This is a genomic window from Variovorax sp. P2_H12 (assembly GCF_056403395.1).
In genome coordinates this window covers 1-15,008 of record NZ_JBFUFO010000063.1, presented here as the reverse complement: position 1 = coordinate 15,008, position 15,008 = coordinate 1, and the positions used below count along the sequence as shown (strand labels likewise).

The window sequence follows — 15,008 nt, the reverse complement described above, 5'->3', positions numbered from 1 at the left end:
GGCTAGGGCGTTTTCGTGAACACCCCGCGCGCGATGTCCTGGGCGTAGTACTCGATCTGCAGGCTCTCCGACAGCCCCGAGACGCCGGGCTTGAAATCGATTCTGGAGAGCGACCCGGGCTCGGCGTTCTCTCCGGACAGATCGAAGACGAAGGTGTTGCCGTTCCAGTGCCGCAGCGTGAAGGTCCTGGCGCCCGCCGGCCCCATCTTCAGGACCAGGCCGCCGCCGTTGGCTTCCACCACCGCGCGGCCGTAGTAGTTGTTGGCATAGGTGCCGGTGTAGGCGTTGCTGCCCAGGGGCGCCACCGGTTGGGCTGGTGGCTGCTGGCCGACCAGCGAGCCGTCGAGGGCATACAGTTCCGCCATCCTGGCCCCGTAGGCGACGTACCAGTCGCGCGAAACCTGGCCGAACTCGACCAGGTCGTCGAAGGCGGCGTTCAAGGCCTCGGCGGCCCCCTCGGGCGCCGCGTTGGTGAGCGTGACGATCGCGACCCCGGCCGACGGGATCATCGAGAAGGCCGTGCCCGCGCCGAGCAGGAAGGCCCCCGAATGGGAGAGCTTGACGCGCCCGGAGGGCGAGGTGCCGACATTGAAGCCGTAGCCATAGAAGCCCGCGCGCGCCGATGCGCTGGTGGACGGCGAGGACACGATCTGCGCACTGATCGCGGGCAGCAGGGCCTCGGCCTTGACCACCGGGCGTCCCTCGTACGACCCGTTCTGCAGGACCAGCGACATCCAGTGCGCGACATCGTTGACGCTGGAGCTGACACCGCCCGCCGGCGACTGCGCATCGGGCTGGCGCTGGTACAGCGCCTGGTAGCTTCCATCGCGCTTCACATGGCCCGAGGCCCGGTTGCCGCGCTGCATGAAATCGGCGAAGCGGGAACTCGTGGACGTCATGCCGAGCGGCTGGTAGAGCGTGCGCTCGGACAGCGTCGCCCAATCGAGCCCGGCCGCCGTGGCCGCGGCTTCGGCGCCGGCCGTCAGGCCGAAATTCGTATAGGTGTACGTGGTCCGAAAGGGCTGCAGCGACACGTAGCGCAGGCGCTGCAGCACCTGCTGGCGGTCGTAGCCGAGGTCCTCGAGCTGATCGCCGACGTGCGGCCCAAGGCCGGAGCGATGGGCGTAGAAGTCGCCGATCGTCACATGCTGCGTGGTCCAGTCGTCCGACAGCGCGAACCCGGGCAGCTGGGTCGCGACGGGCGTGTCCCAGGACACCGTCTCCTTGCCCACGAGCCCGGCCACCACGGTCGCGCCGATCGGCTTCGACATCGATGCGAGCTGGAACACGGTGTCCGCATCGACCCGTTCGGGCGAGCCGACCCGGCGCACTCCGAAGCCCTTGGCATAGACCGTCCTGCCGTCCTTCACCACGGCCACCGCCATGCCCGGAATGTTCGATCGGCGCATGATGTCGGCCGCCAGTTCGTCCAGCTTGGCCACGGCGGCATCGATCTGCCCTGCCGGGATGGGGTTCGCGTAGGTCTCCGAAGGCGACTGCGACCCACCCCCGGCCGGGCCGGCATTCGCCGGTGCGGGCACGAACACCACCCCGCCGTCGCCGCCGCCGGCGCAAGCGGCCAAGGCAAAGCTGGCGCCCAGAACCACCGCCTGCGCACCCCTGCGCATGGGACTTCTTGCAGACATCGAGTGTGTCGTTTTCATTGAGGCGTCCGAGCTCGGACGCGCGATTGTGTTGGCGTTCATGCGGTAGTCCAAATTACAGGTGTAGCGAGGATGTATGCGTTTCGGTGCAAGCTCGGCTCAGCGCGCAGCGCCGGGATTGATCAGCGAATCGAACATCGCCTGCAGCGTCTGGGGCGAACTGCTGCGGCTCTCGGCGCTCCAGCAGGCGCCGATGCGCGGCGGCACGGACACCTGAAGCAGCGGCTCGCCCAGCGACCCCGGCGCGCGGATATCGACCAACGCCTGGGCCTGGCTGAGCTGCTGCGCCACCAGGCGCTGCTTCTCGGCGGCCATGTCCTCCTGGTCGCGCACGAGCTTCGCGATCTGGGCTTGCGCCTTGAGCAGCGCATCCTGGCCCTGGAAGTCGTAGCGAATGCTGATCTTGCCCACCTTCAACGCCTCGAGCCGGGCGCGGCTCTGCGGGAAGTCGAGCGCACCGAAGTCGTGCGTGCCATCGCGGAACTCGTTGACGAAGTCCGCAATGCCGGTCGGTCCCGGGTAGCGCCGGGTCAGCGTGAGGTCCCCGATCCTGATCTCGAGCGAGGCCTCGCCGCACTGCGCAGCGCTCCAGGCGAGCTGCTCGGTGACCGGGAAGTTGAAGTTGTTGATCACCTTGGCACCGGCCGCGCATTGCAGCGTGAGCGTGGTCAGGTAGGGCTTGACCGTGGCTTCGGTGTTGACGCCGGTCGGCTGCGACGTGATGGTCAGCGGGATCGGCGTGAGGCGCAACGAGTCGATCTTCTGCTTGGCATCGGCCAGGCGCGCGTCGATGGCCTGCATCGCCTGGCTCGACTCCAGTTGCCGCTTTTCGGCCTCGGCCTGCCGCTTGCGCTGCGCCACCTCCAGTTGCTGCTGGCCCACCAGCTGCTCGACGCGCTTGTTCACCGCGCCGTTGAGCATGGGCAGGAAGGCCGGCGTCACCGGCAGGCTGTAGCCCAGTGTCTCGGCCATGCTGAAGCGCGTGGCATCGCGGCGCAGGAAGGGCTTCGCCGGTCCGTCGGCGAAGGCCCAGACCGTGCCCTGCGCGCCGAACAGCTGGTCCACGATCTGCGTCATCGAGGTCGCGCTCTGCAGGGGCCACATCACGCCGCTTTCCCAGTCCTTCTGCAGCGCGCACGAGGCCTGCTGCTCCACGTAGCTCAGCAACAGGTGAAGCGGGCCGCTCGCCAGCTTCCAGACCACGGCGCTTTCGGGTTCGTCGAAGCCCGAGTCCTTCTTGAGTTCGCGCATGGCATTGGCCGCGGCGAGCAGCTTGGACGACTGCACCGCCGGGTCGGTGCCGTAGGCGTGGAACTCGGCCGCCAGCGGCATGGCCCTTCCCGCGCCGTCCAGCGCCTCTCGCATGACGGCGTCCAGGCTGGCGTCGTACTGCCGCAGCTGCTGGCGCAGCGCCAGGTCGCGCCGAAGCGTGTCGCGGCTCTGCGGCAGGCTGGTCGCGACCTGCTGCAGCGCCCTGCCGCCGACGGCGTTGATGGAACTGAACAGCGACGCCGTGTCGTTGCCTGCCACCAGCGCGCCGATGCGGGCTTCGCCCTGCAGGCGTGCCAGCGTTCGCGCCAGCAACAGCCAGTGCGGCAGTTCGTCGTCGGCAAGCGCCTCGAACTCCTGGCGCAGCCGCTCGATCAGCATCGCGTAGGGGTCCTGTCCATTGGCGACGCGCACCAGCACGCCGCGCCAAGCCGCTTCGCCGGCGATCAGCTGTTCGCCGGCGGGAAAGCGGGCCGCGAACTGATACCACGCATTGGCGCGCTGCAGCTTGTACCAGGCTTCGAACTGTGCGCGCGCCTTCTCGAACTTCGGCCGATCGTTGACGCTCGTCGCCATGCCGTCGAGGAAATCGTCGATGGCCCGCCGACCCGCGGCCGTGAAGGCCACAGGCACGCGCGCGCCGGCGATCTCGGGCGCGTTGCCGGTCTTCGCATCCACCGGACCGCCGCTGGCACGAGACAGCGGCTGCCAGAACGAGGCCAGCGTCACGTCCTCGCCCAGCAGTGCATCCGCAGGGAGGGACAGCACCCACGAGAGCGCAGGATGGCTGGCGTAGGCCTGCTGGTTCAACAGCGCCTGCGAAGAAGCCAGCCGGCTGTCGAGAAAGCCGTCGTCGTCAGGATGCCAGGCGATGTAGGACACTTCGAGCCGGCTGAGACGGCGCACCGTCTCGGCGCTGACCCCACTCGCGGGGTCCACCGGGAGCAGCCCCGGCAGCTCGGCGAGCCGGCTGCGCGAATCGCCTGCAACCCGGCCCTGGATGTGATGGATATGGCGAACCAGGTTGTACACGCGGCCGGCGCGAAGCTCCTGCGCGGGCACCTTGCTGTTCGGGCCGACCTCCTGGAACGCGGCATAGCTGCCGCGTTCGACGTACTTCCGGAAGTTGGACACGAAGCTGCGCTGCAGGCGGTCTTCCAGTTCGCCGAGTTCGGTCGTCGCGACCATCCACTCGCCGATCCAGCGGTCGTTTCGCTTGTCGACCACGGCGAGCGCATCGCTGATGCGCTCGAGCGTCATGGCGTCCTCGTCGAGGTCGCCGACGAACTTGACATCGAGCGGGTAGGTCTCCCGCACCAGCGCGATCGTCGTGCGGTTGTGCTCGAAGGCGGCCGCCATCAGCACGCCCGCCGCCAGGCACAGCGCGACCCAGGCCAGCAGGCCCAGGTGGCGCGTGGCGCGCCGCCAGTGGTTCACCAGTGCGGCGGGCAGGCTCGCGTGGCGGTCGGTCGGCAGGATGCGGCCGAAGAAATCGTGCAGGAAGAGGCCCACATGGGTCGCGCGATGCGCCGGCACCGGCGGCAGCAACTCGGGCAGCAGGGCCGACACCGCACCGCCCTCCTGCGCGCCGCTGCTGAAGAAGAGGCCGCGCAGGAACGGGCTCTCGAGGTACGGGTGGTCGCTGAAGCAGGCGTCGAGAAACAGGCGCAGGCCCGGCTTCAGGTTCTCCAGTTCGCTCGGAAACATCAAGAGCGCCGGCGTGGCACCCGGCGCCCGCGCCGCCAGTTGCAGGCGCAGCAGGCCCAGCCGCTCGCCGATGCGGCCGAAGGCGCGGTCGATGAAGCCGCTCTCGCTCTGCGGCACGAGATAGCCCATGGCATGGTCGAGCGCGCCGGGCTCGAGCCGGGCCGACCAGTCTTCCCAGCCGTAGATGTGGTCGCATTGGGTGACGAGCACGTAGATCGGGAATCGCTTGTCGAACAGCCGGATCAGCTGTTCGATGCGCTCGCGCAGCACCCGCCCCTCTTCCGCCAGGCTGTCGCGGTCGGGATGCTGCAGACGCTGCGCATCGATGGCCAGCACCAGGCCGTTGATGCCCTCGCGCGGCCGGTAGCGCGCGAGCTGGTCCAGCACCACGCCCCATTCCTCGCGGTCTTCCCGCGAGCCTTCGGATTCGACGTAGCGGCCGGCGCAGTCGACCACCACCGCGTCGTCGAAAAACCACCAGTCGCAATTGGCGGTCTGCGGGATCGGTGCGTTCCGATCAATCTGCTGCAGCGGGGAATTCAGGCGCGAGCGCGTGAGTGCCGTGGTCTTGCCGGCCCCCGAGCGGCCGACCATCATGTACCAGGGCAACACGTCGAGCGGGTTGCCGTGCCGGCGCAAGCCGGAGCGCCGCAGCGTGTCGACGGCGGTCCGCCAGCGGCGCTTGAGCACCGCCTTGGGCGACATCGCCTCGGTGCGCAGGCGCTGTTCCCGTTCGGGCCGCGCGATGGCGCTGCGCGACCGCGCGGCCACCAGCAGGCGCCGCAGGAAGCGGTACAGCAGGTACAGGCCCAATGCGCCGCAGACGATGGCCACTGCACTCCACCACGGCCAGCCGAGGTAGAGCGCGATGGCCCAGCCGCCCGCCGCGAGCAGCAGGAGGACGACGACCCAGACGATGAAGGTGCGCAGGAATTTCATCGGATCAACGGCAAGATCGCATGGACCTGCTGCTTGAGGATCGAGAAGAAGATGAAGTACAGGACGACCAGCACCGACAGGGAAATCGTCAGCACCGCCGCGCTCAGGCGCGACGGCATCCAGCGCGGACGGCGCGCCACGCCGGTGTCCGGCGGCGTCGCCGCCTGGACGCCGGGGAAGACCAGCGCGGCCGCTTCGGGCAGGCCGTTGGCGCTCGCATGGGCCAGCACGCGCCGCATCGCGCGCAGGCGGATGTCGGCCAGCTCGCGGGCGTCGCCACCGTGGCCGAAGCGGCCCTTGAATCCCATCGAAAGGCACAGCACGTAGACCTCCTCCACGTCGGCTTGCCCATCCCCGAGCTTGGCCAGCCGCTCGAAGAAGGCCACGCCCGCGTTCGACAGGCCGAAGAACTGCCGCTGCAGCAGCTGGCGCTGCCAGGCCTCGACGGCCGGCCAGTCGCAGGTCAGGAGCGTCTCGTCCACCCAGGCCGCGACCGCGAACAGCGCACTGCGCATGTCCTCTTCGGTCGTTCCGATCGCGAGCGCCTCCTGCTGCGCCGCGGCCAGCAGGGGCTGCAGGCGGGCGGCCAGCACCGGCGCGTCCTCGCGCGGCTCCTGGATGAACTGGCGCACCACGGCCAGCACGGGAATGAAACAGTCGACCAGCTTCACCGCCTACCTCCGGACGACCGCGATTTCGGCCCGCAGGTCGGCGGGCGCATCGATCCAGAACAGCGCGACCAGGCCGTCGCGCGTGATCGACTCCCACTGCCGGCTGATCTGCTCGATGCGGAAGTAGTGCGCATTCGGACGCTTGGGCAGACCCTGCGGCGCCACCGGCAGATGAATGAGCTCGAGCCCGGGCAGCGCCAGCTGCAGCAGCTTGTGCATTTCGCCGGTCGGTCCCAGTCGCGCATCCTTCAGCACGCCCTGCGCAACGGCTTCGCGGCCCGATTCGCTGTGGATCAGCAGATAGAAGCGGTTGTGCTCGCTGAACAGACGCTTGGGGAGTTCGCCGACATACAGCTGGCCATCGGGCTTGAGCGGCACGATGAACTCGGCACCCACGGTGATCTCGTTGAGCATGTAGCTGATCAGCGCGTGCGCCCGGGCGAAGCAGCGGCCGATCTGCCGATGGTCGTAGGCCGGCACGCCGGCCGTGCCATCCTCGGCCTCGCCGAACATGTTGAAGCGTTCGGAGAACGAGCTCAGCTCGCCCACCAGCTGGCGCAGCACGCCATAGACCGCCCACGGGTGCAGGTTGTCGTCCTCGCTCAGGTGCTGCAGCTGCGGACTGAAGCGGTTCAGCGTCCGCAGGCCGAGCAGGAACACCAGGTCCGCCGAATCGAGGCCCGCGCGCTGCATGTCGCCCGGGCTCTTGTAGGCCTGCAACTGCCGGGCCCGGCCCGCGAGCTCGTCGCGGACGTCCCTGATCTGCTGCTGCAGCGACTGCGAACCGGACAAGGCATAGCAGGGCGGGACGAAGTCATCCGCCAGCCGGATCAGGCTGCCGTCGCGCACCAGGCAGGCGATCGGGACCAGGTCGTAGTCCTGCAAGGCCTCGAGTTCGTTCTCGAAGAAGATCCGCACGACGAACATCAGCGAGCGCACCTGCGCCGGCGGCGCGTTCGAGTAGAGGTCAGGCACCTCCTCGGCGCCGTGCGTCGTCGCATAGCGGGTGGGGGCCAGCGCGGCATCGCCCAGCTCGCCGACGGTGGACACGTTCGCGTCGGTCGCATGAAGGCGGCGCAGCCCCAGGTAGACCGTGAGCGGCTTGTCGCCTTCGACCAGGTCCGTCGTGAAGGCACGACCGGCGAGCACCGCATTGCCCGGGTATTCGACATACGAACGGTCGGGAAACAGCAGGCGCGCCGACTGGACCTCGATCCGGAGGTTGGCGATGGCGGCGGTGGAAAGCACCAGCTCGCCGACGCCCCAGAAGTGAGGCTGCCCGTTCTCCAGCGTCGGCTTGCGCTGGAACTGCTGGTGCAGGTCGGACTGCTGGAAATGCTGGGGCTGCAGGAACATGCCCTGCTGCCAATAGATGCCGGCTTTTTCGTTCATCGTTTTTCGTGGTCAGAGTTTCCGGGTGGCCGGGTCGTTGGATTCCCCTGCCTTGGGCGCCAGGTCGATCTCGCGACCGCCGCCATCCAGCGGAATCCATGCCGAGTCCTTCTTCGGCAGCGGATAGGGGTTGAGGCTCTGGGCCGCGGCGATGCCCTGCGCGCCCAGTTGCAGACGAATCGCGAGCGGCACCGGCTCGGCGCTGTAGGTGTTCGAGAACCAGCCCTTGCTGCTCACCGTGAGCGGCACCTCGAAGAGCCGGGCCGTGCCTTCGACGTCGAGCTGGTAGTAGCCGGCCACGATGCCGATGTAGCGGCCCTGCTGGACGCGGTCGAGCGCGAGCAGCGTGCGCCGCCCCGGCATCACCACGTAGCGGCTCAGCTGAAGGAAGGCCGGTCCGGCCTGGCCGGTCTCGAGCGCGCGCGGCAGCAGCTGCGGATCGGCCACCAGCTTGTGGAAGGCCGCCGAATCGGCCATCTGGAAGACCGTGAGCAGCAGCGTGTGCGGCACGTTCTGGTAGAGGTTCAGGTCGGTCGCGGCCGTGATCTCGAGCAGCACGCCGTCCTTGGCGGCGTCCCAGCTGACCTCGGCGCGCGCCTGCTTGACCGTGTTGCCGCCCATCGCGGAGTTGGCGGCCGCGCAGCCTTGCAGCAGCACGAGCGCGAGGGCGCCGAGCGGCAAGCACCATCGCACGGGCCATGTCCATCGGCGGCTCATCGCGCCACGGCCCCGATGTTGCGGATGAAACATGGCAGGCGCCGTTGCGGGTGGCGCGCCGCGGCGCGAGCCCCTACCATGTCGGGCACTTTCCGCTCCCGCGCCGCATGCCCACTCTTCACGTCCGCCATCTTTCTTCCCTCCACGCCGCCGTCCTGGCCGCCCTGGCCGCACTGGTCACGACCGGCTGCGCCCATTCGCCGGAAAGCCTCGCCGCCCCCGTCGCCGAGCCCGCGCAGGCCGCCCCTGCAAGCAAGCGCACCTCCGACGGCCCCACCACGGTGGCCACCGTACTCGCGGTCTACCGGACGCAGCAGGTCGAACGCGACACGCGCGAGCGCTGCGGCGAGCAGATCGCGCCGCCACCCGAGAAGTCGGTCTGGTCGCGCATGTTCTCGTCCACGCCTTCCGCGGACAGCAACATCCCGCCACCGGTGTTCGAGCCCGAGGTCGCCTGCGACCAGGTCGCCATGCAGCGCTACCAGACGGCGCACTACCGTGTCGTCTATCGCTTCCAGAGCGAGGACTACAGCGTCGACCTGGACTACGACCCCGGTGTCGCGGTGCGCCTGGACGACACGGGACGCGTGCTCGGCCCGGCCCCGCGGCCTTGAGCGCGCGCGCTCAGTCGAGTGCGAACAGCGTTGCCTGGGCATCGTCTTCCTCCGTGTAGGGCATCCACAGCAGGGCCTCCGGGCGGCCGCGCACCCGCGCGTAGTAGGACACCGGCCCCGCCTCGGTGGCTCCCACCGTGTTGCGCAAGGCCCAGCCCGTGAACGCGCGGCCTGCACTCTCCAGCTTCAGGCCCGACTGGCCATAGGCGATCACCGATTTCTCGGGCAACCCGCCGCACGGACCGGTGGCCTGGAAGTCGATCGATGCGCCCTCCCCCGCGACCGCGAACATCAAGCCTTGCCAGCTGCCTTCGCCCGGCGCCAGCTCGATCCACTGGCCCAGTTGCTCGTTGCCGTGGACCGACACCCGATCCTGCGCGGTGCCGCCCGCTGCACGCGAGCGGTGCACGCGCGCGACCAGCTTCGCCGGCCAGGCGTCGCCGGCTTCGAGCACGAGGGCATCGCGCAGCTGCGCCGGCAGCGCGGGACGCGCCGGCCCGGCCGCGTCGGCCCAGAGCACGGCGATCGGAAAGTCCGCACCCAGCGCGCTGCGCAGGCTGGAGGCGATCAGGTTCAGCCCGTAGCGGACCGCAGGATCGGCCAGCGCCGTGGCGTCGGCCAGCACCAGCCAGAGGGCCGCGCGCTGCGCGACGAAGGCATCGGCCATCGGCCGCCAGTCGACATTCAGCACCTTCGCGGGCGTGGTCTCCCAGACGCCGCCCAAGGCACGCAGGCCATAGCGCCCGAGCGTGCCGGCCAGTGCGGACAGCCGCTTCTCGTCCGGCGCGAGTGCGGTGACGCCAACGATCGTCATCGCGCTCAACCCGCCCGCAGGGTGTCTGCCACCGCCGCCAGGACCTTGGCCGTGGCAGCGCCGAATTCGCCGACACGGCTGATGCTGTCGGAGCTGCCGCCGGTCCAGTTCAGCGTGAAGCAGAAACTGACCGGCACCTCCTTGACGCGCATCTGCCCGGCCACGCACAGCGCATGGAAGCCCTCCCAGTCGATGCTGCCGCCCTTACCGTAGGCGATGACGTCCTCGGGCACCACGATCCACAGCGCGTCCCCCATGGACGAGATGCGCTTGAACTCGCGGGTGGTGCCGGGCTTCGTGAAGAACTTGCCCGTGAGCACCTGCCGGTACCAACTCACCATGTCGGTGGCCGAGCTCAGCATCGACTCGTTCGCGTTGATGGCGTCGGTGCGCGGCGTCAGCCCCAGGGTTTCGCCGTTCTGCATGCGCACCATGTTTGCCCAGCCCAGGTCGACGCCGACCGGCGCGCCGGCCAGGTAGGAGAACAGGCGACGCGTCGAATTGGGAATCTGCGTCTGCGTCAGGCCGGCCTGCGTGATGAGCGCACGCACCCGGTCGGGCTCCACTGCCGCCAGCGCGATGTCGGTGCCCATGTTGTCGCTGTGCGAGATCATCGCCTCGAGCACGTTGCGGTAGTTCGAGGTGCCGCTGAGCTGGCCCAGCACCGAACTGCCCGGGCTGCGGCGCAGGTCGCTGACCTCGCAGGGGCTGGCCTCGGTCACGCCGTTGCGCGCGACCTCGTTGTCGCGCAGGAACTGGGCCAGGATGAAGGTCTTGACCGCGCTGGCGATGAACAGCTTGCGGTCCTGGCCATGCCCGGCCGACCATGGCGCGAGCGGAGCGTCGACGTGCACCAGCGCGTTCGACGTCTGCGGCTCCATCTTGGCGTAGTCCGCGAGGGCCTGGTTGACGCTCGCAGGCGCGCTCTGGGCGAAGCTGCTGAAGCTGCTGCCGCCGCCGCCGCAGGCCACGATCGCGGGCGCCGCGATGGCGGCGGCGGCGCTGCGCAGCGCCTGTCTTCTGGCAAGAAAGGGGGTGGTCTTCATTGTTTCCTTCTCCAACTCATATCAACTGACGATCATGACTTTGGTCTGGCTCGGTGCCAGCACCGCGCCCACGGCGTTGCCGGCGTTCTGCTTGGTCGGCGTCGAGAGCCGGACCGCAGGATTGCCCTCGAGCTTCACCTTCACGCTGCCGACGATGAACTCGACTTCGCCCATGATCTTTCCCGACACGACGCCGCCGGTCGCTCCGACCTGGTCGCCGTTGGTCAACGGAATCTTCGACGCCTTGGTCAGCGCGGGCATGCCGGAGACCAGCACCTTGGTGGTCGGGGAATTGCCCATCGGCGGCATGCCGATGTTGGGAAAAGGCGTGGGCACGGGTCCGGCGGGCGTCGGCACCTTGCAGACGTCCGGCGTGGCCATGCATTGGCCGCCGGCGAGGGTGACTGAGAACATGCGTCTTTCTCCTCAGCCCAGGTCGATGCGTTGGCCATCGATCTTCACGACGCCATCGGCCAGCACCGTGGCCTGGCGCGCATGCAGTTGCGCATGGCCCTCGATCTCCCAGCGCGTGCGGCCGGCGCGCAGGTCGTCGAGTTCCTCGACCGTGCGGAAACTGCTGCGCACCTTCTGCACCAGGCGGCCGACCTGCGAGCTGAGGTTGCGCGCCACGAGTCGAAGTTCGCCGATGCAGCCGGTGAAGCTGCTGGCCGACGCATGGGCGTGGACGAAGCGCAGGTCGCCGTGCACGGCTTCCACCGTGACCTGCGGCGCGCGCGCGTTCAACCCGGCCGAGGCGGCGATGTCGATCTGGCGGCCTTCGATCCTGAGGCTCCCCTCCTGCGTGGCCAGACGCACGCCGCCGGGAAGCACCACCGCCGCGCGGGCGGGTTCGGCGCGCGAGAGCACCGCCAGGATGTGCTGGCGACAAGGCAGCACGCTCATTCCGGCGCGGGCCCCGGTCACGGGCAAATCGGGCGTCAGGCACAGCAGGACGACGTCGCCGTCCTCCGGCGCCAGCAGGCAGCTGGGCGCGACCTGCGCCCGCTGCTCGCCTTCGGCGCTGCGAACGAACAGCCAGGCGCCGACGCGGCCGCAGACCGTGCCCGTCACGAGGCGCGGACCGGCCACGCCGCTGTCGGGCGCGGGAGATGCAAGGGATGGATCGCTGGATGGCATGGCGTGATCGGGTCTCAGGTGGAGGGGGCCAGTGCCGGGCGCCAGTCTTCGGCGCGCGCGCGGTCACTGTCGGTGCCGAAGGTGCCGCGCCGCAGGCTGTCGGTCCAGTGGGTGCCGCGCTCGGCGACCCGATGCAGGTTCGCGCCGCTGAAATCGGCATGGATGCAATCGGCGCCGGAAAGATCGGCATGGGAAAAATCGCAATCGACGAACACCGCCCGCGCCATCTGCGCGCCCGGACAGCGGGCCCCGGCGAAAGTCGACTGCGGGGCGTGCAGGTTCGTCAGCCGCGCCGCGGCGAGATCGGTCTGCGCGAAGTCCGACATCTCGAAACGCGCATCGTCGAGCAGCGCGCGCGCCATGCGCGCATGGCCGAAGCGCACGTGGAGGCCGGTGGCGCCGGTGAACACCGCGCCCTCGAGGTTCGCGTGCTGGAATTGGGCTTGCTGCAGCCGAGCCTTCGAGAAGTCGGCGCCGGCGAGTTCGGCGCGGTTGAACTGCGCCATCAGCAGGACGCAATTGCCCAGCCGCTGCGCCGCCAGCCTGGCGCCGGCCAGGTAGGCCTGCGTCAGGTCGGTGGCGTCGAAGCGCGCACTGCTCAGGTCGGCATCCATGGCCGTGAAGCGCCGCAGCACGGCGCGGCTGAAATCGGTGCCCTCGAAACGGCACAGGTGCGCATCGCTGTGCACCAGCGCGGCATCGGCGAAGCTGGCCGCAGACAGGTCGCAACGGTCCAGCATCGCGTGGGTCCATTGCGCGCCCGCAGCATCGACTTCACGCAGCATGCATTCGCTCATCGAGATGCGCTCGCCGTGCGTGCCGCGCAGCACCGCGCCCTGGAGATCGCAGGACTGCCATTGGGTCGCGCTCAGGTCGGCATCGGCCAGCACCGTGCCGGGCAGCCTGCAGCGCTCGAAGACCGCGCCCTGGAGGCTGGCGCGCTCCAGCCGCGCCTGCGTCAGGTCCATGTCGCGCCAATGCACGTTCGAGAGATCGCGCCCGCTGAAATCGAGACCGGCCACGCTGGCGTCGGCGAGCTGCCGGCCGGCCTGCGCCAGCGCCGCCATGGCGGCGTCGGCATCGGCGAAGGAGGCTTGTGGTGCGTTCATCGTCATGCCTTGACCGCCTCCGGCCGGCCCGGGATCTGCATCAACGTCCCCGTGGTCAGCGCGCACGCGACATGGGCCTGGGCGATGGTCGAGCCATAGCAGTCGCTGCCATGCAGGTTGGCGCCGGAGAGACGCGCGCCGGCCAGTTGCGCGTGGCGCAGCGAAGCGCCCATCAGGTTGGCGCCCGAGGCGTCGGCGCCCTGCAGCGCGGCATGCGAAAAGTTGGCGCCCTGTGCGCTGGCGCCGGCCAGCAGCAGTCCGGCCGCTTGCGCGCCGCTGAAGTCGGCACGGTCGAGCGAGGCGGAATGCAGCGCGGCGCCCTGCAGGTCGACGCCATCGCTCCAGGCCGCGCCCTCGAGGTTCGCGCCGCGCAGGTTGGCGCCCGCGAACACGGTGCCGGCGCCGGCGCGGGCGCCGCGCAGGTTCGCACCCGCGAAGTCGGCCTGTCGCGCCTGGGTCTGGTACCACGCCGAGCGCTCGGCCTGGATCGACCCCAGCGCCGCGTGGTCGATGCACGCCAGGTCGAAAGAGGCCGCGGTCAGGGTCGCGCCCTGGAAGTCCGCGCTTTCGAGGTCGCAGTCGTTGAAGTCGGCCCGCTCGGCCTGCAGCTTCGCGGCGCGCAAACCCGCCATGCGGCTGCCGCTGAACTCGGTGCGCGCGCAATGCGCATCCTGCAGATTGGCGGTCGAAAAATCGCCCCGGTTGAAATCCGCCGCATCCAATGTCGCACCGACCAGCGTAGCGCCGGCGAAACGGCTGCCGGCGGCGCGAACCGCCTGGAAGCTCGCCTGTGTCGCATCGACGCCCTCCAGGCTGGCCCCCTGCAGAATCGCCCGATCGAAACGGCCGCCGACCAGCCGGCTGCGATCGAAGCGCGTGTTCTCGAGCTTCGCGGCGCTGAAGTCCGCGCCGCACAGATCGAGATCGCTCAGGTCCAGGCCGCCCAGCTCGAGCTCGGCAAAGCTGCGGCCCTGGGCATGCCAGGCGATCACTTCCTCGCGGTTGGTAGGTGAATGGGGCGCCTGCGCGGGGGCGGCAGCGGCAGCGGCGGCAGCAGCAGCAGCAGCAGCGGACGATGGGCCGGCGGTCGCGGCGGCTGCTGCGGCGGTGGCAGGCGCCGCGGCCAGCGCCCCGTGCGCTGCAGAGGCTGCCACCGATGCGACGGCACCCACCGCTGCGCCTGCTGCAGCCGATGCCACCGCGCCACGTAGCGCGCGCGCCGTACCCGTTGCGGCATGGGCCCCCACCCCATCCGTCGGCCGCGACTTGGACTGGGAGAGGTTGGCTTGGAAGCCCTTGGTCTGCGGAAACCGCTGCATCAGCGTCACCGCCTCTTCGCTGGCGCCCCGGCTGCTCAGAAACGCCGCGACATCGTTATGGTCGATGCCATGATCGCGCATCAGCTGCTCGGTCTGGAGGTGCATCTTCTGGGTCTGCGCCTCGATGTCCTCGAGGCTCACTTCGGTCGGCAGCGCGCCCTGCCGCGACTGGATGAAGGCATCCACGTCGGCCTGCGTGAGTCCGTGCCGGGCCAGCAGCGCAGCGCGCTCCGCCTCCATCTGCCCGGTCATGGCCTCGATCTCGGCCAGCGACACCTCGCGCGCTGGCGGCGGCCGCATCATGGCCTCGATCTGCGAGCGCGGAATGCCGTGTTCGGCCAGCAAACGCTCGGTCTGCGCTTCCATGTCGGCGGTCATGCGCTCGATTTCCGCGAGTCCGGGATCCGGCGCCGGCTTCGCGGCGGCTGCCTGCAGCGCCTTGTTGATCGGCGCGGCGGCGGACTGCGCGCCAAGCCGATCCGCGGACCGATCGACCAGCGCCTTCGCCGCCGCGCTGGCGATCACCGATGCCGCGCCCTGCGCCGCAGCCCCGGCCAGGGACGATGCGACGCCGCCCGCCGCCGCCGCCAGTGCCGCAGGCGCTGCAGCC

At 69.7% G+C, this 15,008-nt stretch carries 12 protein-coding genes; 1 reads left to right on the top strand and 11 read right to left on the bottom strand.

The window, feature by feature from the left end; genetic code table 11:
- Nucleotides 1-2: 2 nt before the first annotated feature.
- The 5 genes from AC1DYK_RS32940 to tssJ all read right to left on the bottom strand — a co-directional run bounded on the left by AC1DYK_RS32940 (nucleotide 3) and on the right by tssJ (nucleotide 8,335).
- On the bottom strand, nucleotides 3-1,628 hold the full coding sequence (locus AC1DYK_RS32940; protein WP_478170125.1) for a serine hydrolase: 1,626 nt from the start codon (nucleotides 1,626-1,628) through the stop codon (nucleotides 3-5).
- Nucleotides 1,629-1,763: 135 nt separating this feature from the next.
- A complete protein-coding gene (locus AC1DYK_RS32935) occupies nucleotides 1,764-5,579 on the bottom strand; it encodes a type VI secretion protein IcmF/TssM N-terminal domain-containing protein (RefSeq protein ID WP_478170124.1) in 3,816 nt (1,271 codons plus the stop codon).
- Complete coding sequence (locus AC1DYK_RS32930; protein ID WP_478170123.1) at nucleotides 5,576-6,250, bottom strand: DotU family type IV/VI secretion system protein; 675 nt, start codon at nucleotides 6,248-6,250, stop codon at nucleotides 5,576-5,578. Before AC1DYK_RS32930 ends, AC1DYK_RS32935 begins: the two co-directional genes overlap by 4 nt.
- A 3-nt stretch (nucleotides 6,251-6,253) precedes the next feature.
- The gene (gene tssK, locus AC1DYK_RS32925) at nucleotides 6,254-7,642 is read right to left on the bottom strand and encodes a type VI secretion system baseplate subunit TssK (protein WP_478170122.1); all 1,389 of its coding nucleotides are present in this window, start codon (nucleotides 7,640-7,642) and stop codon (nucleotides 6,254-6,256) included.
- Nucleotides 7,643-7,654: 12 nt separating this feature from the next.
- Nucleotides 7,655-8,335, bottom strand: coding sequence for a type VI secretion system lipoprotein TssJ (gene tssJ, locus AC1DYK_RS32920; RefSeq protein WP_478170121.1), 681 nt, complete (start codon nucleotides 8,333-8,335; stop codon nucleotides 7,655-7,657).
- Between the two features lie 131 nt (nucleotides 8,336-8,466).
- Here tssJ and AC1DYK_RS32915 point away from each other — a divergent pair, with 131 nt between their 5' ends.
- The gene (locus tag AC1DYK_RS32915) at nucleotides 8,467-8,973 is read left to right on the top strand and encodes a hypothetical protein (RefSeq protein WP_478170120.1); all 507 of its coding nucleotides are present in this window, start codon (nucleotides 8,467-8,469) and stop codon (nucleotides 8,971-8,973) included.
- 10 nt (nucleotides 8,974-8,983) lie between these two features.
- On the opposite strand, the gene AC1DYK_RS32910 is transcribed toward AC1DYK_RS32915, so the two are convergent.
- The 6 genes from AC1DYK_RS32910 to AC1DYK_RS32885 form a co-directional block, all read right to left on the bottom strand.
- On the bottom strand, nucleotides 8,984-9,787 hold the full coding sequence (locus AC1DYK_RS32910) for a hypothetical protein (protein WP_478170119.1): 804 nt from the start codon (nucleotides 9,785-9,787) through the stop codon (nucleotides 8,984-8,986).
- Between the two features lie 5 nt (nucleotides 9,788-9,792).
- Complete coding sequence (locus AC1DYK_RS32905; protein ID WP_478170118.1) at nucleotides 9,793-10,833, bottom strand: serine hydrolase; 1,041 nt, start codon at nucleotides 10,831-10,833, stop codon at nucleotides 9,793-9,795.
- Between the two features lie 21 nt (nucleotides 10,834-10,854).
- On the bottom strand, nucleotides 10,855-11,247 hold the full coding sequence (locus AC1DYK_RS32900; RefSeq protein ID WP_478170117.1) for a DUF4150 domain-containing protein: 393 nt from the start codon (nucleotides 11,245-11,247) through the stop codon (nucleotides 10,855-10,857).
- A gap of 12 nt (nucleotides 11,248-11,259) precedes the next feature.
- Nucleotides 11,260-11,970, bottom strand: a complete 711-nt coding sequence (locus tag AC1DYK_RS32895; RefSeq protein WP_478170116.1) for a DUF3540 domain-containing protein — start codon at nucleotides 11,968-11,970, stop codon at nucleotides 11,260-11,262.
- Nucleotides 11,971-11,984: 14 nt separating this feature from the next.
- A complete protein-coding gene (locus tag AC1DYK_RS32890) occupies nucleotides 11,985-13,079 on the bottom strand; it encodes a pentapeptide repeat-containing protein (protein WP_478170115.1) in 1,095 nt (364 codons plus the stop codon).
- A gap of 2 nt (nucleotides 13,080-13,081) precedes the next feature.
- A partial coding sequence (locus tag AC1DYK_RS32885) for a pentapeptide repeat-containing protein (RefSeq protein WP_478170114.1) occupies nucleotides 13,082-15,008 on the bottom strand: 1,927 nt, incomplete at its 5' end.

What these genes read in the sequence shown, in the direction of transcription:
- AC1DYK_RS32940 (WP_478170125.1), bottom strand. Translation starts at nt 1,628, where the DNA reads ATGCGCAGGGGTGCGCAGGCGGTGGTTCTGGGCGCCAGCTTTGCCTTG.
- AC1DYK_RS32935 (WP_478170124.1), bottom strand. Translation starts at nt 5,579, where the DNA reads ATGAAATTCCTGCGCACCTTCATCGTCTGGGTCGTCGTCCTCCTGCTG.
- tssK (WP_478170122.1), bottom strand. Translation starts at nt 7,642, where the DNA reads ATGAACGAAAAAGCCGGCATCTATTGGCAGCAGGGCATGTTCCTGCAG.
- AC1DYK_RS32915 (WP_478170120.1), top strand. Translation starts at nt 8,467, where the DNA reads ATGCCCACTCTTCACGTCCGCCATCTTTCTTCCCTCCACGCCGCCGTC.
- AC1DYK_RS32910 (WP_478170119.1), bottom strand. Translation starts at nt 9,787, where the DNA reads ATGACGATCGTTGGCGTCACCGCACTCGCGCCGGACGAGAAGCGGCTG.
- AC1DYK_RS32905 (WP_478170118.1), bottom strand. Translation starts at nt 10,833, where the DNA reads ATGAAGACCACCCCCTTTCTTGCCAGAAGACAGGCGCTGCGCAGCGCC.
- AC1DYK_RS32900 (WP_478170117.1), bottom strand. Translation starts at nt 11,247, where the DNA reads ATGTTCTCAGTCACCCTCGCCGGCGGCCAATGCATGGCCACGCCGGAC.
- AC1DYK_RS32895 (WP_478170116.1), bottom strand. Translation starts at nt 11,970, where the DNA reads ATGCCATCCAGCGATCCATCCCTTGCATCTCCCGCGCCCGACAGCGGC.
- AC1DYK_RS32890 (WP_478170115.1), bottom strand. Translation starts at nt 13,079, where the DNA reads ATGAACGCACCACAAGCCTCCTTCGCCGATGCCGACGCCGCCATGGCG.